The following is a 20922-nucleotide window of genomic DNA, read 5'->3' on the forward strand; positions in this document are numbered from 1 at the left end:
GGACAATGCCCGGCAACCGCTGAAGTGCTTACCCGGCCTCGGCCGGAACGTGCTTACCCGGCCTCGGCCGCGCCGCTGAGGCAGCGGGCGGTGGAGAGCCCTGACGTGTCGATCCAGGAGCTCTTGCCGAGCACGAGGTCCCGGACGATCTCTCCGGCGGCAGGCGCTTGGCACAGTCCCTGGCCGGAGAAGCCCGCCGCGTAGACGAACGGACGGGATCCTTCGCGGCCGATGAAGGCCATCCCGTCCGGACTGACATCGAGGTCTCCGGTCCAGCCGCTGTCGATGCCGTTGCCCGCGAGGGCCGGGCAGGCCGTGCCGAGGTGGTGCGACACCCGTGCCAGCCAGGCCTCCCGGGTCTCGTCAGGAGCGGGACGGCCCATCCCGACGAGGATGCGGTCCCCCCAGCTGCGAATCCGCAGGCTGGACGGGTGGATGGTCATCGGCAGGGCACTGCTGTCAGAGGTGTCAGGAGTGTCGGTCAGCAGCATTTCCACGGGGTACGTGGTCACCGGGATGCGTACGTCGGCCAGGGCGGCGACCTCGCCCGCCCAGGGGCCTGCCGCGCAGACGACGGTGTCGGCGCGGATGCTGCCCGCAGGCGTGTCGACGAGACCGTCCGGGTCGATGCCGGTGACGGGTGTTCCCGTGCGCAGGAGGGCACCGGCCCGCTCAGCGGCCGTGGCGTAGCCGCGCACGATCGCCGCGGGGTCGCAGGCATAGGCCTCGGGCGCCCAGGCCGCCGCCAGGACGGTCCGCTCGTCGACCAGCGGGTTGAGCCGCGCCGCTTCGGCCGGGGTCACGAGTTCGACGTCCACGCCGGCCGCCTGCTGGGCGGCGCGGGTGTCCTGGAAGTCCCGTACCTGCTGCTCCTCGGTGAAGAGGACCAGCAGGCCGATGCGCGCCAAGCCCAGGTCGGTTCCGGTCCGTTCGGCGAGGGCGTGGTAGGCCGCCAGGCTTCGTACGGCGAGGTTGCTGATGAGGGCGTTGCCGGGGAAGTAGGTGCGCACCACGCCCGCGGTGGTCCCGGAGGCCCCCGAGCCGAGCTCGCCGCGCTCCAGCAGGACGGTGCCGACCCCGGCCTCGGCGAGCTGGCACGCGATCGAGGTGCCGATGACGCCGCCACCGATGACGAGGGCGTCCGTGCGCTCGGGAAGGCGGCTCACGACTGGAGGACCGGTGCGTCGGGGCGCAGTTGGCGCAGGTCGGCGCCGGTCTCCCAGGGGTACAGGTGCAGGTTCCAGCCGCCGAGACAGTTGATGTAGAGGGCCAGTTGGCCCACCACGCTCAGGAAGTCCTCGCGGTCGAGCTGGTCGAGGCAGGCCAGGAAGCGCTGGGTGAAGCTCCAGAGCTGCTCCAGACCGCAGTAGCCGAGGAACTCGGCGGGAACGCCGACGAGCAGGCGCGTCATGTGACGCAGCGAGTCCATCGGCATGTCCTGGACCGCGGCCCGGACCAGACCGCCGTAGGAGGCGTAACCCAGCGGGCGGGTCTCGCCGTTGACGAACAGCAGCGTGGGCAGCACCGTCTCGAAACTGCCCGCTCCGGAGGGGATCACTCCCTCGTGGAGGTCGATGAGCTCCTGCGGCCCTGCCAGCCAGACCCGCTCGGTCGCGGTGTGGACGTCGTGGATGAGGCTCTTCGCGTCGGCGTTCGCGGCGGCCAACTCCGGGATGCGGTGGCCGCCTTCGGTGCCCGCCTTGCGGACCTCGGCCAGGATCGGCTTCTTCGTCGAATAGACCGAATCCCAGATCGCCTGCCCGGCTTCGAGGAGTCCGGGCATGTCCTCCTGCCGGATCCGGCCCACCGGGGCAGCGGGCATCGGTTCGGTCAACGTGCCGTATTTGATGCCCAAATGCTGCAGACCGGAGCAGAATACGGTCCCGTTGGGCGCGTCGCGGCGGTCCGGGATCCGCATGTCCGGGGTCAGATGCAGCAGCGAGGGGATCGGTGCCGCGTGATAGAGGTGCTCTCCCGCGACCAGCGCGTGTCCCTGGAGGCTCTGATAAGGCAGCGAATCCCAGAGCGCGTCGGCGAGTTCGGTATTGCGGCCGTCGAGCTCCGCGGTCACGGTGATACCCAGGTCGGGCCAGGCTATTTCGAGATTCCGGCCGGAAGGCTTTTCGGACAAGGTTTCCCCCTCGGTTCAGTTGACCTGAATGGAACTCCCTGCGATCAAGCCTCAACGTACCGGCGATCAAGCGCCGCCCCACCCCTAATCTGCCCCCTATCGTGACCGTCGTCCTACCCCAGCGCGGCGCCCGCGACCGGCTCTGACCAGGCATGACGACAACGCACGAGGCTCCCGCGCGGGTGCGGGAGCCTCGTCGGCGGGTCGGCGGCTACTCCGGCGAGCCCACCAGATACAGCTCCGCGGGCAGGCTGGAGCGGCTGCTCACCCGGAGTTTCCGGTAGACCTTGGTGAGGTGCTGCTCCACGGTGCTCACCGTGATGAAGAGCGTTCGGCTGATGTCTCGATTGCTCCGCCCCTGCGCCGCGAGGGCCGCGACCTTTCGCTCGGCCTCGCTGAGCGCGGTGAATCCAGGGGGATTCCGCCGATTCCCCGGAGCGTCGTCCCGCTTCTCCGGAGCATCGGCTTTCCGCAGTCGCCAGTACAGCGGTTCGGCACCACAGAACTGGGCCATTCTTTTGGCTTGCAGCGCGCTGATCCTGAATTCGGAGAACCGACCGCACTCCAGTTCGACATCACTCGCATCGGCAAGTGCGATGGCCAGCTCCAGCTGATCCCCTGACTTGAAGAGCGCCGCCACCGCGTCCCGCAGCGTGGCGGCCCGGTCCGGCAGGTCCAAGGTGGCGGCCATGATGCGCAGGGAGCGACCGTGCACGCGCGCGTCCTCGACGCACGCCAGCATCAACTGCTCCTCCAGGGCGGCCCTGGCGCTGACCGGGTCCTGGAGCAGCAGCCAGGCCTCGGCGAGGTCGCTCCGCCAGGGGAGGAAACTGGGGCAGTCCAGATGAGAGTTCGCGAGCAGACTGCCGCACTCCTGGAGATCCCCCAGCGCCGCGTACGGCCGGTTGATCGCTACGTAGAAGCGACCGCGCGCGTGCAGGAAATGCAGCCAGAACGCATTCTGGTGAGCCTCGGGGAGTGCCTCTTTGATGAGCACCTCCGCTTCGCCCGTCCTCCCCATCGCCGTGGTGGCGTGGACGAGACAGGAGAGCGGCAGTCCGACCGCCGCACCCCAGTTGTGCGGCGGCAGCACGGTCAGGGCCCGGCGCGCGTGCCGCTCGGCGTCGACCAGGTGGCCCCTGCGCAAGGCCACCAGTGACTCGACCACCGCGAGCAGGGCCACCCAGGCCTCGGCCCGATGCGCCTCCGCCTCCGGCTTGAGCATGGCGCACCAACGCTGGGCGTCGTCCAGTCTGTTGTCGTACGCCAGCGTGAGCAGGGCGGACAGCACGACGACCGGGAGCGCGTCGGCGAGTCGGCAGGACTGCAGGACCTGTTCGGCGCTCTTGACCAGATCGCTCCACGACTCGCAGTCGTCCGCCTCGTCCCCACCGGAACCGCCCACCCACGCCGCTCCATCGGCGCGGCCCTTCCCGGTGAGAGGCGGCTTGAGAGGCGACACCCAGCGAAGCCACTGGCGTACGAGCATCAGCTCGGCGGTGCCGATCAGGTCGCACTCGTACTGTCGCGCGTCCACGTGCCCGAGCACCGCTGCCGCGTCTTCCGCCCCGCCCTGCCAGGCGAGGGAGCTGCTGAGCAGCAGGATGCCGCGGCCGCTCAGGCTACCGTCGTCGAGCGCCGAGCGCAGCGGCACCAGCAGTGAGGTCACCGCTGACGGTTTGACCAGCCACAGGACCCGCGCCAGGGCCTCCAGGATCTCGGCCCGCTCCCGGGCGTCGCCACAGGCTCCATGAGCCGCTTCGAGGAACTCGGCCGCACGGCCCGGCTCCCCCTCCCGCATCGCCTGCCGGGCCGCCTCGCGCAGGACGCCCACGGACCACTGCTGCGGGGTGCCTCCGGCGGCGACGAGGCGCTCGGCGACCTTCGACGGCACCGCGCCGTCCTGGTGGAGCAGCAGGGCGGTGCGCCCGTACAGCGCGGCGAGCGTGTCCCCGTCGAGCCCGCTCAACGCGGCGGCCGGGACGGCGGCATGGCAGAACCACCCGGAGCGAAGCAGTCCGGTGTCGGTGAGAGCGCTCAGCGTCTCCGCCACGGTGCGGCGTTCGCCGCCCAGCAGCCGCACCAGTACGGCGGCGGACGCCGGGCCACCGAGAGCGGCCAGGCCGCGGGCCACTTCCAGTAGTTGAGGGTCCCAGCGGTGCAGGCAGGCCTCGATGGCGACCTGGAAGTGGGCCCCTACGGAGACCCCGATCTCCGCGTCGTCCGCGAGAACACCATCGGCGTCTTCGGAATCGGGCGCGGCGGGCCCGGATAACCGGTCCTGGCACAGCGCCTGAAGGAGCAGCGGGCTGCCTCCCGTCGCCGCCAGGAAAGAAGGGGCGATGCGCCGCGCACGCGCCTCACCGAGACCTTGCTGACGCAGCCGGTCGATCACGCCGTCGAGGGAGAACGGGCTCAAATTCAAGTAACGGCAGTACGGCTGCTTGATGCACTCGGAAAGCGCGCCCGGGCGCGTGGAGTTGGATATCCGCCACTCGGCGAATACGGCGATGACAGGACGTGACGCAAACCGACGCAGCATCAGGAGGAGCGTCTGGAGGCTGGCCGAATCCGCGTACTGCATGTCATCGAGGGCCAGCACCAGAGGACGCCCTTCGGCGGCCGCGAGGAGGACGTCCGTCAACTCGTCCACGGCATAAGTGCTCAGCAGGGGATCCTGGGATTCGACCTCCTGCATCGCCAGGGTGAACTCAAGACGTTCCCGGTAATCGGCGCTCAACTCAAAGGAACGGAATATCTGCCTGAGCACGCCCAGACCGTGTGTTTGCTCGGAACGGGCTCCGGACGCACTCAGCACCAATGCGCCCATGTCTTTGGCGTATTCGGAGAAGCCCGTCAGGAGCGTCGTTTTCCCGACGCCGCCGGGGCCCGCGATCAGGGCAACCTTTCGGCCGGTCAGCGTGCAGTCGTCCAGCATCCGCTTCAGAATGTGCAGCTCAATGTGTCGTTCGACCAATATCACTGAATCCCCCTCTGCTACAGAGCCACCTGGCCAACCTCGCCTGGACTTGATGAATTCGACTCAGCCGACGGGGGCACCACCAAGGTGCCCCCGTCACGAACCGCTGACGCCTTGCCGGTGGGTCAGACCGCGGCAGCCAGGGCGTCGTACTCACCGTCGGTGAGGGTGATGCGGGCGGCCTCGGTGTTCTCCTCCAGGTGCGCGACCTGAGAGGTGCCGGGGATGGGCAGCATGACCGGGGAGCGGTGCAGCAGCCAGGCGAGGGCGAGTTGGGAGGGGCTGGCCCCGTGCTCCTTGGCGGCGGCGTCGAGCGGGCTGCCCGGGCGGGCGAGCTCGCCCGTGGCCATGGGGAACCACGGGATGAAGGCGATGTTCTCGCTCTCGGCGTACGCGAGGACGTCTTCGGCATCGCGGGTGGCGAGGTTGTAGAGGTTCTGCACGGAGGCGATCTCCGCGATCGTACGGGCCTCCTTGAGCTGCTCGACGGTCACTTGGGAGACGCCGATGTGACGGATCTTGCCTTCCTGCTGGAGCAGGACGAGCTCGCCCAACTGGTCGGCGAGCGGCACCTGCTCATCGATGCGGTGCAGCTGGTAGAGGTCGATGCGCTCGACGCCGAGGTGGCGCAGGCTCAACTCGGTCTGCTGACGCAGGTACTCGGGGCGGCCCACCGGGCGCCAGTCGTCGGGACCGGGCCGGGTCGCCCCGCCCTTGGTGGCGATGACCAGGTCGTCGACGTAAGGGTGGAGGGCCTCGCGGATGAGCCGCTCGCTGACGAACGGGCCGTAGGCGTCGGCCGTGTCGATGAAGTTGATGCCCAGCTCCACGGCGCGGCGCAGCACCCGTATCGCCTCGGCCGGGTCCTTGGGCTCGCCCCAGACGCCGGGGCCCGTGAGCTGCATGGCGCCGTAGCCGAGACGGTTCACTGTCAGGTCTCCGCCCAGCGCGAAGGTGCCCGATGCGTCTGCGATGCGGGAAGTATTCCGGTGGTTCATATGCCCTATCTCTTTCACTTGGGAAGTGTGTAGCGATATCGACACTGCTGGTCAGCTCTGACGAATAGGCAATCGAGGATAATTACGTCACCTACACCACGCGTCACATACGAAAGACCTTTATACACGGTGGCACGTGATCCACAAGATGCCCTCACATAGCTGCCAGTAACACAGAGTGCCTACCGTCACGTTGAGTCGTCGCGGTTCCGCTCCCTATTGGAGAAACTCTCTCCGTACGCTATTCAGGGAGAAGTCAGCGTCAGAGAAGTCCCCCGCGCGCTTCGCCACCAGTCAGAGCGAGGAGCCACGCCATGCCGGATGAGGAAACCCGGAGCCAGGAAGTGCGCGGGCGCCTCGAAGGCAAGGTGGCCTTCGTGACCGGCGCCGCCGGCGGCCTCGGGCGCGGCCACGTACGGCGGTTGGCGGAGGAAGGCGCCGACCTGGTCGTCGTGGACATCTGCCGCCCCGTCGACACCGTGCCCTACCCGCAGTCGACGCCCGAGGAGTTGAGCGAAGCGGTCGAGGAGGTGCGGGCCCTCGGCCGTCGCGTCGTGGCGCGCCAGACGGACGTGCGCGACCGGGACGCCCTCCAAGAGGCGTACGACGCCGGGCTCGACGAGTTCGGGCAGATCGATGTCGTCGTCGCCAACGCCGGGATCGCACCGCTCCTCGTGGAGGACAGGGTGCAGGCCTGGCACGACGCCATCGACATCAACCTCACCGGCACGTTCCACACCATCGAGGTGGCCATCCCGTCCATGGTCGCCGCCGAGCGCGGCGGCTCGATCGTGATCGTCAGCTCCACCGCGGGCCTTGTCGGCATCGGCGGGGCGAGCAACGGCGGGCTCGGCTACGCCGCCTCCAAGCACGGCGTGGTCGGGCTGATGCGCACGTACGCCAACAACCTCGCCCCGCACAGCATCAGAGTGAACTCCGTGCACCCCACCGGAGTGGCCACCCGCATGGTCACCGACCCCTCCGTCGTCGACTTCGTCGCCCAGGACCCGATGCTGTCCGAGGGGGCGCCGAACGCCCTGCCGGTGGACACCATCGAGGCGGTCGACGTGTCCAACGCCGTCCTGTGGCTCGCCTCGGACGAAGCGCGTTACGTCACGGGGGTCACGCTGCCCGTGGACGCGGGGTTCATCAACCGCCGTTGAGCCACCGAGCCGGAGGTCGAGCTCCATGACCGATCAGTACGCGGACACGATCCTGACAGGCGGGCGCGTCAAGACGTCGTCCGGCTGGGCCGACGCGCTCACCGTACGCGGCGGTGTCATCGAAGTGACCGGCGGCCGCGAGGAGGCGCTGCGGCGGCGCGGCCCCGGCACGCGCGTGGTCGAACTGGCCGGTGCCACCGTCCTGCCGGGCCTGCACGACGTGCACGTGCACCCGATCTACGCCGGAGTCCGCGAACGCCGCTGCAAGATCCCGCAGGGATCGACGCTGGCCGACACCCTCCGCATCGTGGCCGCGCACGCGTCCCGGGCCGCTCCCGGCGCGTGGGTGCTCGGCGGGCAGTGGGACACCTTCGCTCTCGGCGCCGTCCCTGACCGGACCATGCTCGACGCGGTCGCCCCCGACCGTCCTGTCCTCCTGGAGGACACCAGCGGGCACAGTTCGTGGGCGAACAGCGCGGCGCTCAGGGTCGCGGGCATCGGCCCCGGCACACCCGATCCGCCGGGTGGCATCTTCGAGCGGGACGCCGCGGGGAATCCGAGCGGCCTGCAGCGCGAGACCGCCGCCGATCTCCTCGCGCTCTCGGCGCCCAAACCGGCCGATGCCGAGGTGGAGGCGGCTCTGGAGTGGTCGCTCGGAGAAATGCTCTCCTACGGGATCACGTCGTTCACCGAGGCCGCGGTCGGGTTCACCGCGGGTCCGCGCGCCGAACTCCTCGCCTACACCCGGCTCGCCGCGCGCGGAGCGGTCAGGCAACGCGTACGGCTCTGTCTCGTGTGGTCCCCCGTTGATCCTCTGTGCGAAGAGGTGATCGCGAACCGGAACCGGTACGCGAGCGACCACATCGCGCCCGACTGCGTGAAGATCTTCCTCGACGGGGTACCGACCGACAGTCACACGGCGGCGATGATCGAGCCCTACGAGGACACCGTGGCGGGCCGGGACGACGAGGCCCGGCGGCACGGGCTGCTCGCGATCGCGCCCGCGGTCCTCGACCGGGCGGTGACGCGCTTCGACCGGATGGGCATCACCGTCAAGTTCCACGCGGCCGGTGACGCGGCGGTCAGGGCGGCCCTCGACGCCGTCGAGGCCGCGCGCGAGGCCAACGGGCCAGGACCGTGCATGCACAACGTAGGGCACTGCACGTTCGTGGCGAAGGCCGACATCGAGCGGGCGGCGCGGCTCGGCGCGACCTTCGAGGTCTCGCCCTATCTGTGGCAGCCCTCCCCCATCTGCTCCGACATCGCGGCCGCCGTCGGGCCCGCCGCGATCGAACGCGTGTGGCCGGTGCGGGAGATGCTCGAAGGCCGGACGCTGGTCGTGCCGGGCTCCGACTGGTGCGTCGTGCCCTCGGTGAGCCCGTGGGCCGCCATCGAGACGCTCGTCACCCGGCAGCGGCCTGGAGGCGGCGCGGAGTCCTTCGGCCCCTCCCAAGCGATCACGCTGGACCAGGCCTTCGACCTGTTCACGGTCAACTCCGCACGCCAGGAAGGCATGGCGCACCGCGTCGGGAGCATCGAACCCGGCATGCTCGCCGACATCGTCGTCGTCGACCGGAACCCCTTCGAGGTGCCGATCACCCAAGTCCACGCCACCCAGGTGAAGATGACGTTCGTCGAAGGTGAACTGGTCCACGACGCCGATGCCGATGCCCATGCCCATGCCCGCGCCGATGCGGCCGGAGGTCCCGCGTAACCGCCTTCGCCCGTCCCTCGATGGGCCTACCGCACGTCCGGGTCCGTGCTCGTCCACGCCGCGCGCAGCGCCTTCTTGTCGACCTTGCCGACCTTGGTCGTCGGCAGCCGGTCGAGGAGGACCGTCCTGCGCGGCGTATACAGGTCGCCCAGCTCGGCGGTGACCGCGACGCCGACCGCGGCCGGGTCGACGGCCACGCCCTCGGCCGTGGCCAGGAAGATGTGGACGGCCTCCCCGTAGTTCTCGTCCGGCACGCCCAGCGCCGCCGCGTTGCGCACGCCGGGGAGGGTGAGCAGGAAGTCCTCAAGGACCCGGGAGTAGACGTTGTCGCTGGTGCTGCCCGTGACGATGATGTCCTTGGCGCGGTCGACGAGGTAGAGGTACCCCTCGGCGTCGAGGTAGCCCAGGTCCCCGGTCCGCAGCCAGCCGTCGTGCAGCGCCGCCGCCGTGCGCTCGGGGTCCTCGTAGTAGCCGAGCATCACCGTCTCGCCCCGGACGCACACCTCGCCGACCTGCCCGGCGGGCAGCGCCGCCGTGCTGTCCTCGGCGCGGATCTCGATCTCGGTGTCGGCTATCGCGCGACCGCAGCTGCGCCAGAGCTCGGGCCGCCTGGCGCCCTCCGAGGCGAGGTCGTCCGCGCCGAACGCGGCGATGCCGAGCGCCTCCGACTGTCCGTAGCCCTGGCCGAGCACGGGCCCGAAGACCTCGACCGCCTGCTGGAGCCTGCTCGGCGACGTGGCCGCGCCGCCCACGACGATCCGCCGCAGCGCGGGGAGCGCGCCCGGCTCGCACTCCGGGTGGTCGAGCAGGGCGTACAGCATGGGCGGTACGAACATGGTGGCGGTGATCCGCTCGTCGCGCAGCGCCGCGAGGGCCGCGCCCGCCTCGAACTCGGGCAGCACGACGAGGGCGGAGCCCGTCACCAGTGCCTGGATCGAGGTGAGGTGGCCGCTGCCGTGCGTGAGCAGCGTGGAGACGAGCACGCGGTCGGTGCCCGGGGTCATGGCCGGGAAGAATCCCGTGGAGCTGGATTCCTTCGGCTCGCTCTCCCCGTCGTCCAGCGGTTCGTCCTCCACGAGGTCCACCAGCACGTCGTAGAGCCGGTGGCTGTGCGCGGCGAGCTTGGGGCGGCCCAGGGTGCCGCCCGTGTAGAGGACGGTGACGGCCTCGTCGGCCGCCGGGGCGGGCACGCCTTCGGGGCGCGTCTCGGGGCACTCGGCGGCCACGGCGAGGAGGTCCACGCACGGCTGCTCGCAGGGCCCGAGGCCGAGGAGCGCGGGCGCGTGGACGCTGCGGCCCGCCGCGTCGGCGGCCCGCGCCGCGAAGAGCGGGTCGGTGACCACGGCGCGCGCGCCGGACTGCTCGACCAGCGCGGCGAGCTCGCCGGGGCCCGGCTCGGGCGGCAGGAAGACGACGCGGCAGCCGATGAGGTGGACCGCGAGCTGCACCAGGACGGAGTCCACGCGGTTGGCCAGGAACAGTCCCACTCCGTCACCGGGCCCGAGCCCCTGCTCGCGCAGCGCGTGGCCCAGGCCGAACAGCCGCCGCCTGGCCTCTCCCCGGGTCAGGCGGCGCGTCCCCTGGACGAGCGCCTCGGCGTCCTCGTCCTTGTTCCAGTGCTCCAGGACGTGGTCCACGTACGTCCGTGGAACGGATGTCTCCGCTTCGTTAATGATCATGAACACATGCAAACATGCCGCAGGGAATGCGCGATCTCACAGGGGGCAACTTCGGCCATCGGCAGGCGGAGTACTATGCCCCGGTCTGGACCGGTGAGTGCCGCCACCGCCCGCGGCCGCCCGGACCCCCAATGGCATGATCGAGCTCTCGAAGAACTCTCATCCAGCAATCGGCCGAACACTTGATACCTGTACCTACGCGGAAATGTCCGCGGATAGACCGCATAGTCAAGACCGCCCCGTGGCGTCAGCCGCGCGTCCTCCTCTGGGCCGCGGCGGGCGTGGTGGCTCTCGCGTTCCTCATCGGCCTGGAAGTCGCCGCGCGGCACTACGGCGGCGTACCGGGACCGATCACCAATCAGGCGCGCGAGGTGATATTCCCGCCCAAACCGGGGCCGCTGTACGGCGGTCTCGCGCTGATGATGGTGGTGCTCACCTGGCGGCAGCGGTTCATCGCGGCCGGTGCCGCGGTCGGCATCGACGCCGTCTTCGTGCTGGTGCGGTGGGCGGCCGACGCCGACGTGCCCGAGGGACAGTTCTTCGGCAACGGCGCGCTGTGGGCGATGCTGGGCTGCGCGGCCTTCGCGATCACGCGCCGCACCGGCGAGGAACGCGTCCTGCTCCTGAAGGGCGTCGGGCTCGGGCTGCTGCTCGTGGCCGGGCGCAAGACCGGTGATACCTGGCTGCTCATCACCGCGAAGACCCGGCCGACCGTCCTCGACCCGTATGTGGCGACCGCCGATCACGCGCTGGGCAATCCCTCGTGGCTGGCGGGCCGGATCCTCGACGCCAGCGGCCCGTTCATCCCCCACGTCATCGACCTGGTCTACGCCCAGCTCGCGGTGGCCGCGGTCGCCGCCGCCCTCTACCAGCTGCGCAACGTGGCGACCGAGCGGCGCTTCCCGCGCCACCACCTGGTGCGCACCTTCCTGGTGATCGGCCTCGTCGGACCGGCCTTCTACATGATCTTCCCGGTGGTCGGGCCGATCTTCGCGTACGGCCCCGGCACCTCGGGCACCGGCGGCGTCGAGTGGGCGGTGGCCAACGTGTGGCCGCACACGCTGCCGTCGATCGGGGTTCCGCACCCGGTGCCGTACGACGGACTCACGCCGCGCAACTGCATGCCGAGCCTGCACACGGCGTGGTCCGTCGCGATCTTCATCCACTCCCGCAAGGGCCCCAGGCTGGTGCGCTACGCGGGGACCTTCTGGCTGGTCGCCACGCTCAGCGCGACGCTCGGCTTCGGCTACCACTACGGCGTGGACCTCCTCGCGGGCGTGGTCTTCGCGCTCACCGTCGAGGCGGCCCTGCGCACCTACGACCGCGGCTGGGAGCGCTCGGGGCTCCGTCTGGTGGCCCACGGCACGGTCGTCTTCGCCGCGCTCCTTCTCTCGTACCGCTACCTGCCGATGACGATGGCCGCGCACCCGTGGGTGTTCGGCCCCCTCGTCCTGCTCGCGACGGCCTCGGTGATCTACGGCTACGTACGCACGACCAGAGCCTGGGAGCCGAACGCCGCGCCGCCGACGCTCCGGCCGCAACCGCAGCCCGAACCGGTCTGAGCCTGGACCTGCATCAGCGCATCGGCCGGTCGTGCCGCAGGTCGTCGAAGAGCCGGGCCGATTTCTCGGCGTCCCACTTCAGGACGTTGCCCTTGGAGGTCGGGACGCCGAAGCCGGACACGGGCACGCCGATCTGTTTGCCCTTCCCGCCCGCGACGCCCTGCACCGCGCGGAACATTGAGCTGAGGTCGCGCAGGCTCATGTCCTTGTCGACGATGAGCGTGTCGAGCCCGGCCTGCGCGGCCGGGCCGATCGCCGTCGGGTCCAGGAGCGTGCCGGGCTCGGCGGCCTGCTGCGCGAGGGCCGAGAGGAACTTCTGCTGGTTCCTCGACCTGCCCAGGTCGCCCTCCTTCTCCTGGTGGCGCTGGCGCACGAAGGCGAGCGCCTGCTTGCCGTTGAGGCGGTGGCAGCCCTTGCGCAGGTCGGCACCCGACTTCTTGTCCTTGATGTCCCGGTCCAGACACATCCGTACGCCGCCGACGGCATCGACGATGTTCACGAACCCGGCGAAGCCGATCTCCGCGTAGTGGTCGATGCGCAGCCCGGTGTTCTTCTCCACGGTGTGCACGAGGAGTTCGGGGCCGCCGTAGGAGAACGCGGCGTTGAGCTTGTCCCGCTCGGTCCGCTTGAACTTGCCCGTCAAGGTGTCGAGGCGTCCCGGCACCTTGACCCAGGAGTCGCGCGGCAGGCTGACCAGGCTGGTGCCGTGGGCGCCGGTGTGCAGCAGCATCATCGAGTCGGTGCGCCGCCCGCCGCCCCCGCCCGCGTGCAGGTCCTGCACGTCGTCGTCGGAGAGCCCGTCGCGGCTGTCGGAGCCCACGATGAGGTAGTTGGTGCCCGCTCCGGCGGGCGGACGGTCCTCGTACGCGCTGAGGTCGACATCACGCTGGAGCCGGGTCTCAGCCCAGCCGTACGTGCCACCCACCGCGAGGACCACGAGGCCCGCGACGGCGAGCACCGTCCGCCGCAGCCGCCTGCGCGTCTTCGACCGGCGGGCATGGGCGCGCCGGGGCCCATAGCGGGAGCTGGGGCGTTCGGCGAAGTCGGCGAACCGTTCACGCGCGCCGGGACCTTCCGGGACCGGACTTTCCGGAACTGGGCCTTCCGGGACCGGATCTGTCATGGTCGACTCCCTTGCAGGCTCCGCCGCGCCTCGTCGGGCGGCGTTTCGAGCAGATACGGGTCCGCGGTCCCCGTGCGCTTCATGCTGTGCCACTTCAGGCGGGTGCCGAGCAGCGCCGTGGCCACGGAGTGGATGACCACCAGGTACATCAACTGCCGGTAGACGAACTGCTGGAGCGGAAGGACCCACAGCACGCGCAGCCGTTCGCGGTCGAGCCGCAGCGCGTACGCGGCGGTGATCAACTGGACGGAAAGGAAGCCGAACCAGACGAGGGCGGCCTCCACGGGGTCCCTGAACACCGCCCCGAACAGGGCGAACATGTCCACGACCGGCGCGCACAGCGGCAGCACGATCTGGAACAACGTGACGTAGAGCATGACGCGGCGGCCGAAGCGTCCCGCCGGGCCGACCTCCACCGCCGCGTGCCGGTGCTTCCACATCGCCTGGAGCGTGCCGTAGCACCAGCGGTAGCGCTGGCGCCACAGCTGCCGGACGCTGACGGGCACCTCTGTCCAGGCGACCGCCGACTCCTCGTAGACGACGCGCCAGCCCGCCCGCCAGAGCGCCATCGTGAGATCGGTGTCCTCGGCGAGGGTCTCGTCGCTGACGCCGCCGACGCCCATCAGCGCGTCCCTGCGGAAGGCACCGATCGCCCCCGGCACCGTCGGCATGCACTCCAGGACCTCGAACATCCGCCGGTCGAGATTGAAGCCGAGTACGTACTCCAGGTGCTGCCACTTGCCCAGCAGGTGCCGCCGGTTGCCGACCTTGGTGTTGCCGCTGACCGCGCCGACCGCCGGGTGGGCGAGCGGCTGGACGAGCCGGGCGAGCGCCTCGGGTTCGAAGATGGTGTCCGCGTCGACCATCACGACGATGTCGTGCCTGGCGTGCGCCAGGCCGGTGTTGAGGGCGCTGGGCTTGCCGCCGTTGGGCTGCCGGATCACCGTCACCCGCGGGTCGTCGATCTCCTCGGCGATGTCGGCGGTGGCGTCGGTCGAGCCGTCGTCGATCACGATGATCTGGAAGTGCGGGTAGGTGGAGGCGAGCAGCGAGTACACGGTGGCGGCGATGCCCGCCTCCTCGTTGTACGCGGGCACCAGGACCGTCACCGGGTCCCGCACCTCGCGCAGGCGCGGCGCGCCGGGCCTGAACCTGCGCAGTCTGCGCACGTGGAGCCGGGCGAACAGCGCGAACAGGAGCATGCGCAGGACGCCGAGCACGCCCGCGAGGGTCAGCGTCCACACCATCACGGTGAGGAAGGCACGCCCGAGCCGCTGCGACCAGATGAGGCCCTGCCCCTTGATCTCCTGGGCGACCGGGACCTTGTCGACGAAGGAGGGCGTGCCGAGCCCGCCGCTGATGGTCGTGAACCGGCGTACGCTCCGGTCCTCCAGCAGGTCCCGCGCCTCGTGGAAGCCCAGGTCGGTCTGGCTGTGCTGGGTCACCAGACCCCGCCACGGCTTGCGGTCCTTGCGGTCGGAGGCGACCACGAGGTACCCCTGCTCCGCCGCGCGGCGCGCGGCCGGCCACTGGGGGCCGCAGAGGGTGTCGGCGGCCGTGGTGTGCGGCAGCCGCAACAGCCGGGTATTGATGCCCGCCGAGCCCGCGAACGCGCTCTGGGTGAGCGAGAGTTCGAGGTGCGCGCGCATCGGCGACGCGACGCCGAAGTCGCCGCCGCTGTAGGTGTACGAGCCGATCTCGTGCCCCTCGTACAGGATCCGCCGCAGCAGCTTCGGGTGCTCTGCCGCGTCCTTCCCGTAGACGAAGAAGGTCGCCTGCGCGTGGTGTGCGCGCAGCAGGTCGAGCAGGCGCGGCGTCCACACCGGGTCGAACCCGCCGTCGAAGGTGAGCGCGACGGTGCGCCGCGGCATGGCCGCGGTGCTGACCCCCTTCGGGCCGAACCGCAGCAGCGGCTTCCCGTCGTCCGCCTCGCGCGGGATCGGCCGGGTGCACGGCGGTTTGGTGCGCGCGGCGTCGATCTGGTGGGTCGTCCACCCCTCGAAGAGGAGGGCGACGGCGACGACCAGGAGCACGAGCAGGAGGACGATCCAGTGTCCGCGCGGCGGGCGGCGGACGGTGGCGCCCCTGCTCACTGCTCAGAGGCTCCGGCCGGGGGCGGGACGGATCTGCCTGAGCCGTAGGACGACTTGTCCGCGTGCTGACCGGAACGCGCCCGTCCACCCTTGTCCGCCGTGTTCGTCGTATCTGTCGCGTCCGTCGTGTCCGTCGTGTTCTTCGTACTCGGCGGGTGGGTGCCGACGGGCTGCTGGAGCCCGCTGACCAGCGTGCCGACGAACGCCAGATAGCCGACGCAGGCGGAGCCCACGACCAGCGCCATGCCTTGCAGCGTCCGCTTGCGCCAGCCCGACTGGTCGACGAAGACGGGGAGTTGGGGGTCCTCCCGTCCGGTGCGCTGCGGCTGCGCTCCGCGCGCAGGGGGTATGGGCGACGATCGCCCGTCGTGCGGTGTGCTGGCTATGTGGGGGGTGCCCTGCACTGGTGCTCCTGATCTGCGGCCGCGCACGCGCGACTCTTTGTCTGTGGGGGGTACGGACCCGGGGGCCCGCTGTACCGCTGTACCGCTGTGAGACGTACTGCCGGTGAGACGTCAGGAGCCGCGTCCCGGTGCCGTGCCCCGCGCCTTCCCGGGTGGGGCCGGGAAAGCCGCGTACGCATGTGCCCTCACAAGGACCGGGGGCCGGATCGCGGCCGTCAGCCATCACGCAGCCCCCGACCCTACTCGGGCACCCGGGTGGCACGGCAACAGGCCGTCCGGGGGCGGAAGTCCGCCGAAGGCCTGCTTGAGCGGCCCCGCGCGGCGGGACGTGATATTCGCCATGCCCGACGGTCACGGAAGCGCCGACTGTGCTTGGGTGTTCGTCTGGTCCTGCCCGACGCGTCGACCACGTTCCCGGAGGCGGCATGAGCAGCGCTCTACTCGTGATGGACGTCCAACGGGCCATCGTGGACGCCGTCGGCGCCGAGTCCGGATACCTGGCGCGCCTGCGCGGGGCGATCGAGGGGGCGCGGGCGGCGGGCATCCCCGTGATCTACGTCGTCATCGGTTTCCGCCCCGGCTTCCCGGAAGTCGGCGCGCACAACAAGCCGCTCGCCGCCATCGCTCGCGCCGGTCTCTACGTCGAGGGCGCGCCCGGCACCGAGATCCACCCCGACATCGCGCCCAGGCCCGGCGACGTGGTGGTCACCAAGCGACGCGCGAGCGCGTTCTCGGGCAGTGACCTCGACGTGGTGCTGAGGTCACGCGGCATCGAAAGCCTCGTCCTCGCGGGCATCGCGACCAGCGCCGTGGTCCTCTCCACCGTGTGCCAGGCGAACGACCTGGACTTCGGTCTCACGGTCCTCTCCGACGGCTGCCTCGACCTCGATCCGGAGGTCCACCGGGTGCTGATCGAGCGGCTGTTCCCGCAGTGGGCGGACGTGGTGACCGTCGACGAGTGGCTCAACGGGAGAGCGGGGTGATCGTCGCTCCTTCGGCCATGTGCGGGCACCTCGCGCAGTCGGCCGGGAAGGCGATCTCCGTCTCCTCCTCCATCGCCGCGAAGAAGCGGCGGCCCTCGGGTGACTGCCGGGATGTGGACCAGGCGTAGCCCGCGCCCTCGGCCAGGGCCATGTGGAGGGCGTGGCGGGCCAGGCCCTGGCCCTGCCAGTGGGTGGCCACGGCGATGTTGACGACGTGCCCGATGCGGCACGGGTGGCAGAGCCGGTACTGCAGACAGCCGATCACGCGGTCGTGCGGATCAAGGATCGTGAGGGCCCGGCAGCTCGCCGACGACGTCTCGGGGACGTGCTCGTAGTGGACGGCGGGCGGCCGGGCCGGGCGGCTCACGCGGATCTGCCGCCTTGTTCGCGGACGGGCCCGGTGGGTTCCGTCAGGGCTTTCGCGTCCTGCTTGAAGGCCCATTCCATCTTCGGCTCCATCGTGAAGCGGAACATCCGTCGCACGGGCGGGGTGCACAAGGCCGTGATCACCGCTCCGGCGATCAGGGTCACGGTGATCGCGCCGAGCGGCGTGTGCGGCCAGTCCGCCTCGTACCAGTCCCAGAAGCGCGAGCCCTTGGCAAGGAAGCCGTGCAGCAGGTAGCCGTAGAGCGTGCCCGCGCCGAGCGCGGTGAACCAGAGCTTCCGGCCCGGTACCCAGGCGAAGAAGCAGGCGACCAGGGCCAGCGAGCAGCCGAACAGCGCGAGTGTCATGACGCCGCCCGCCCAGCCGGGCGCCGCCAACTCCTGCGCGCTGTCGCGCCGGTAGAACCAGGCGGCGTTCATCCGCGGTGCCGCCCAGTACGCGAAGAGCAGCGCCGCCGCGAAGACCGGCAGGGCCAGGATCCTGGCCTCCTTCCGGCGCACGAGCTGGAAGTGTTCCGGCTTCAGGACCAGGCCGAGCACGAAGAACGGCAGGAACTGCAGCACGCGTTGCAGGTCGAGGTCGTCGCCGATGTCCGGGGAGACGGACGCGAGGACGGCGATGGCGAGGGCGAGCGGGAGGGGCCAGCGGACGATCTTCCACAGGGGTGTCGTCAGGCGCCAGATGAACAGCGCGGCAAGGAACCAGGTCAGGTACCAGGGGTCGAGCAGACTGATGGGGTACGTCGGGTCGCCGCCGGCCCAGCGCTTGAAGAACGTGTACGCGACCTCGAAGATCACGTACGGCACCGCGATCCCCGTGACCAGACGCTTGATGCGGCCCGGACTCGCGTCGAAACCGCGCGAGAAGTAGCCGGAGATGACGATGAACGCGGGCATGTGGAAGGTGTAGACGGTGATGTAGAGCGCCGCGGCGGCCCTGCTGTCGCCGCGCAGCGGCTCCCATGCGTGCCCCATCGCCACCAGGACGATCGCCAGGTACTTGGCGTTGTCGAAGAACGCGTCCCTGCGCTTGACCGGAGGGCTTTGCGCCGACTCGTCCGTCGGCCCCGGCGTCGTCGGACCCGGCGTTCCGGCCTGGTCCCGTCTCCCGTCGGCGGGGAACGGCCGTTGGGGCGGGAGCGGCATCGCGTGACGCCCCGTCGACCGCATCATGTCGCGCAAGATGCCTCCCACGGGGAACCTCGGCCCGCGAAATCACATCTTTGTTCAAATGTGGGTGTCGCGTCGTCGCAGCGCATCGCCAGCACCTTAGCCATAGTTCTACAGCCGCGTAAAACATCACTGGTCACGAGCGCCCCTATGCTTCTACCCGCCTGTAGAAGTGCACTCGTATCCCGCGCAACTCGCGCATCTCGTACGTCTCCCACGTAAGGAGCGAACGCCACGATGGTGTTCAAACGGCTGCTCGGCTCACTCGGAGTGGGCGGGCCCACGGTCGACACGATCCTCGACCCGGGCCCCTTCCTGCCCGGCGGAAGCCTGTCGGGCCGGATCCGCCTCCGGGGCGGCGGCTCCGACTTCGACATCGAGCAGATCACGATCGAACTGGTGGCCCGCGTCGAGGCCGAGCACGAGGACGGGGAGAGCGAAGGAGCCGTCGCCTTCGAGCGGTTCACCGTCGGGGGCGGCTTCCGCCTCGCGGAGGACGAGCCGCGCGACCTCCCGTTCAGCGTGCCGCTGCCGTGGGAGACGCCCGTCACCGAGCTGTACGGCCAGGACCTCGGCATCGTGCTCGGCGTACGCACCGAGCTGTCGGTGGCGGGCGCCAAGGACAAGGGTGACCTGGATCCGCTCACCGTACGACCGCTGCCCGCCCAGGAGGCGATCCTGGAAGCCCTCGGGCAGCTGGGCTTCGGCTTCCGCTCCGCCGATCTGGAGCTCGGCAGGGTCGGCGGCACCGGGCAGCAACTCCCCTTCTACCAGGAGATCGAGCTCTCGCCCGCGCCGCGGTACGCCGACGCCGTCAACGAGATCGAGCTGACGTTCCTCGCGCACGCGGGCGGCATGGACGTGGTCCTCGAGGCGGACAAGCGCGGCGGCGCGTTCTCCGGCGGCCATGACGCCGTCACCCGTTCCACCGTGCGGCACGAGGGTGTCGAGCACCAGGACTGGAACGCTCAAGTCGACGGCTGGGTACAGCAGTTGGTCGAGCACCGCGAATCCTTCGTGGCGCACTCCTCGTACGGGCACGGGGACCCCTACTCCCCCGGGCCCGGCGTGGGCACCGCCGTCGCCGCGGGCGCCGCGGGGCTCGCCGTCGGCGTCGTCGGCGGCCTGGTCGCGGCCGAAGTCGTCGACGAGGTGGGCGACTTCTTCGAGGGCGACGAGGAAGAGGACGACGCGAACGAGGACGGCACGGACGAGGACTAGCCGGAAAAGGCAAAGGAAAAGGTCAGGGCCGCGCCCACCGGCTTCACAACTTCTACAGACGCGTAGAAGTACGCTTCCCGGGCAGCTTCCCCTCGCACGAGGGGAAGATCCAACGAAGGGAGAGCGGATTCATGGGCGTCATCGGGTGGATCGTTCTCGGCCTGCTGGCCGGAGCGATAGCCAAGGCGGTGCTGCCGGGGCGCGACCCGGGCGGACTCATCGGGACCACGCTGATCGGCATCGCCGGGGCGTTCGTCGGGGGCTGGCTCTCGGCGCGGTTCCTCGACCGGCCGGTGGAGCGGCAGTTCTTCGACCTCACCACCTGGGGCTCCGCCATCGCGGGAGCGCTGGTCCTGCTCATCGGCTACCGCCTGCTGTTCGGCAACTCGCGCGACTGACCGCCGAGTTCGCCGACCCCCCGGTCCGGGGCGATCACCCCCTGCCGCTGGAGAAGGAGCACGGTGAGATCGTCCGCCGGGGCCGCGCGCCCGGTGTGCCGGTGGAGCAGACCGAGGAGCCGGTCGACGGCCTGGTCGAGGGTGGGGGCGGTCAGCGCCGCCAGGGCGCGCCGGTCGAGGGGGAAGCAGGCGCCAGCGGCGTCGCGCGCCTCGGTGAGGCCGTCGGTGTGGAGCAACAGGCGCTGGTCGGGGCGGAGTTGGACGCGGCGCGTGCGGGGGTCGGGGTTCAGGCCCAGCGGCGGTGACGGGTGCGGCGGGGTGAGCGGCGTGATGCGGCGGCCGATGCGCAGGGGCGGTGGGTGGCCGCAGTTGACCAGGCGGATCTCGTCGGGGCGCAGGTCGACGACGAGCAGGGAGACGAAGTCCTCGGGGCCCAGGACGGGCGCGAGCCGGGCGTCGAGGGTGCGGGCCAGGCGGGCGGGATCCTCCTCGGTGGCGGCCTCCTGACGGAACACCGCCCGCACGGCCGCGGCCAGCGGTGCGGCGGCGGGGCCGTGTCCCTTGACGTCGCCGAGGATCAGGCGGGGTCCCGCAGGGGCGGGGACCACGTCGTAGAGGTCGCCGCCGAGCCGCGCGCCATCGGCGGGACGGGTGCACACGGCGAGGGCGAGGGAGACCTGCGCCATCAGCTCGGACAACTCCCGCGGCGGTCGGGCACGGTGCACGCACGCCCCCTTCCCCGGTGCGAATCCCCCCGCATGAACACGTGCGCCTGGCCCACGCGAGCAGGAAGGGCAGTAGGGCACTCTTTCACCCCGGGACGCCTGGCCGGATCGAAGCGGCCGAAATCCTGCGCGCGGGGCCTCCCGTCTGCTAGCACCGAGATCAGCGGGCGGAAGCCGCGGCGGGGCCGGAACGG

General features: G+C 70.6%; 17 protein-coding genes. 6 read left to right on the plus strand and 11 right to left on the minus strand.

The window, feature by feature from the left end; genetic code table 11:
* Positions 1 to 53: 53 nt before the first annotated feature.
* The 4 genes from CP970_RS08655 to CP970_RS08670 form a co-directional block, all read right to left on the minus strand.
* Positions 54 to 1166, minus strand: coding sequence for an NAD(P)/FAD-dependent oxidoreductase (locus CP970_RS08655; protein WP_055545344.1), 1113 nt, complete (start codon positions 1164 to 1166; stop codon positions 54 to 56).
* Positions 1163 to 2131 carry a cucumopine synthase-related protein gene (locus CP970_RS08660; RefSeq protein WP_055545345.1) on the minus strand — a complete coding sequence of 323 codons (969 nt, stop codon included), beginning with the start codon at positions 2129 to 2131 and terminating at the stop codon, positions 1163 to 1165. Before CP970_RS08660 ends, CP970_RS08655 begins: the two co-directional genes overlap by 4 nt.
* A 211-nt stretch (positions 2132 to 2342) precedes the next feature.
* Complete coding sequence (locus CP970_RS08665; protein WP_055545346.1) at positions 2343 to 5114, minus strand: helix-turn-helix transcriptional regulator; 2772 nt, start codon at positions 5112 to 5114, stop codon at positions 2343 to 2345.
* Positions 5115 to 5236: 122 nt separating this feature from the next.
* Positions 5237 to 6109: an aldo/keto reductase gene (locus tag CP970_RS08670; RefSeq protein ID WP_055545347.1), complete on the minus strand. Its 873-nt coding sequence runs from the start codon at positions 6107 to 6109 to the stop codon at positions 5237 to 5239.
* Between the two features lie 314 nt (positions 6110 to 6423).
* Between CP970_RS08670 and CP970_RS08675 the strand changes: the two genes are divergently transcribed.
* Complete coding sequence (locus CP970_RS08675; RefSeq protein WP_055545348.1) at positions 6424 to 7272, plus strand: mycofactocin-coupled SDR family oxidoreductase; 849 nt, start codon at positions 6424 to 6426, stop codon at positions 7270 to 7272.
* A 25-nt stretch (positions 7273 to 7297) separates the two neighbouring features.
* Positions 7298 to 8986, plus strand: coding sequence for an amidohydrolase (locus CP970_RS08680; protein ID WP_055545349.1), 1689 nt, complete (start codon positions 7298 to 7300; stop codon positions 8984 to 8986).
* Positions 8987 to 9012: 26 nt separating this feature from the next.
* Here the strand turns inward: CP970_RS08680 and CP970_RS08685 are convergent, their stop codons facing one another.
* The gene (locus CP970_RS08685) at positions 9013 to 10665 is read right to left on the minus strand and encodes a class I adenylate-forming enzyme family protein (RefSeq protein WP_224058327.1); all 1653 of its coding nucleotides are present in this window, start codon (positions 10663 to 10665) and stop codon (positions 9013 to 9015) included.
* A 224-nt stretch (positions 10666 to 10889) separates the two neighbouring features.
* Between CP970_RS08685 and CP970_RS08690 the strand changes: the two genes are divergently transcribed.
* On the plus strand, positions 10890 to 12227 hold the full coding sequence (locus CP970_RS08690; protein WP_055545360.1) for a phosphatase PAP2 family protein: 1338 nt from the start codon (positions 10890 to 10892) through the stop codon (positions 12225 to 12227).
* A gap of 13 nt (positions 12228 to 12240) precedes the next feature.
* Here the strand turns inward: CP970_RS08690 and CP970_RS08695 are convergent, their stop codons facing one another.
* The 3 genes from CP970_RS08695 to CP970_RS08705 are packed head-to-tail and all read right to left on the minus strand — an operon-like array spanning position 12241 to position 15847.
* Positions 12241 to 13350: an LCP family protein gene (locus CP970_RS08695; RefSeq protein ID WP_079043336.1), complete on the minus strand. Its 1110-nt coding sequence runs from the start codon at positions 13348 to 13350 to the stop codon at positions 12241 to 12243.
* Positions 13347 to 15443, minus strand: coding sequence for a bifunctional polysaccharide deacetylase/glycosyltransferase family 2 protein (locus CP970_RS08700; RefSeq protein WP_055545351.1), 2097 nt, complete (start codon positions 15441 to 15443; stop codon positions 13347 to 13349). The genes CP970_RS08695 and CP970_RS08700 overlap by 4 nt, the downstream gene beginning before the upstream one ends.
* A complete protein-coding gene (locus CP970_RS08705; protein ID WP_055545352.1) occupies positions 15440 to 15847 on the minus strand; it encodes a hypothetical protein in 408 nt (135 codons plus the stop codon). The genes CP970_RS08700 and CP970_RS08705 overlap by 4 nt, the downstream gene beginning before the upstream one ends.
* A gap of 425 nt (positions 15848 to 16272) precedes the next feature.
* Here CP970_RS08705 and CP970_RS08710 point away from each other — a divergent pair, with 425 nt between their 5' ends.
* Complete coding sequence (locus CP970_RS08710; RefSeq protein WP_055545353.1) at positions 16273 to 16830, plus strand: cysteine hydrolase family protein; 558 nt, start codon at positions 16273 to 16275, stop codon at positions 16828 to 16830.
* On the opposite strand, the gene CP970_RS08715 is transcribed toward CP970_RS08710, so the two are convergent.
* Both CP970_RS08715 and CP970_RS08720 read right to left on the minus strand, forming a co-directional pair.
* Positions 16811 to 17197: a GNAT family N-acetyltransferase gene (locus CP970_RS08715; RefSeq protein ID WP_055545354.1), complete on the minus strand. Its 387-nt coding sequence runs from the start codon at positions 17195 to 17197 to the stop codon at positions 16811 to 16813. The genes CP970_RS08710 and CP970_RS08715 overlap by 20 nt on opposite strands.
* Positions 17194 to 18384, minus strand: coding sequence for an acyltransferase family protein (locus CP970_RS08720; protein ID WP_398656909.1), 1191 nt, complete (start codon positions 18382 to 18384; stop codon positions 17194 to 17196). Before CP970_RS08720 ends, CP970_RS08715 begins: the two co-directional genes overlap by 4 nt.
* A gap of 237 nt (positions 18385 to 18621) precedes the next feature.
* Between CP970_RS08720 and CP970_RS08725 the strand changes: the two genes are divergently transcribed.
* Together CP970_RS08725 and CP970_RS08730 are read left to right on the plus strand one after the other, a co-directional pair.
* On the plus strand, positions 18622 to 19605 hold the full coding sequence (locus CP970_RS08725) for a sporulation protein (protein WP_055545355.1): 984 nt from the start codon (positions 18622 to 18624) through the stop codon (positions 19603 to 19605).
* Positions 19606 to 19736: 131 nt separating this feature from the next.
* Positions 19737 to 20003: a GlsB/YeaQ/YmgE family stress response membrane protein gene (locus CP970_RS08730; RefSeq protein ID WP_055545356.1), complete on the plus strand. Its 267-nt coding sequence runs from the start codon at positions 19737 to 19739 to the stop codon at positions 20001 to 20003.
* On the opposite strand, the gene CP970_RS08735 is transcribed toward CP970_RS08730, so the two are convergent.
* A complete protein-coding gene (locus CP970_RS08735; protein WP_150493129.1) occupies positions 19970 to 20728 on the minus strand; it encodes a PP2C family protein-serine/threonine phosphatase in 759 nt (252 codons plus the stop codon). The two genes, CP970_RS08730 and CP970_RS08735, sit on opposite strands and share 34 nt — an antisense overlap.
* Between the last annotated feature and the right edge of the window lie 194 nt (positions 20729 to 20922).

Source organism: Streptomyces kanamyceticus (assembly GCF_008704495.1).
In the GTDB taxonomy this organism is placed as follows: Bacteria; Actinomycetota; Actinomycetes; order Streptomycetales; family Streptomycetaceae; genus Streptomyces; species Streptomyces kanamyceticus.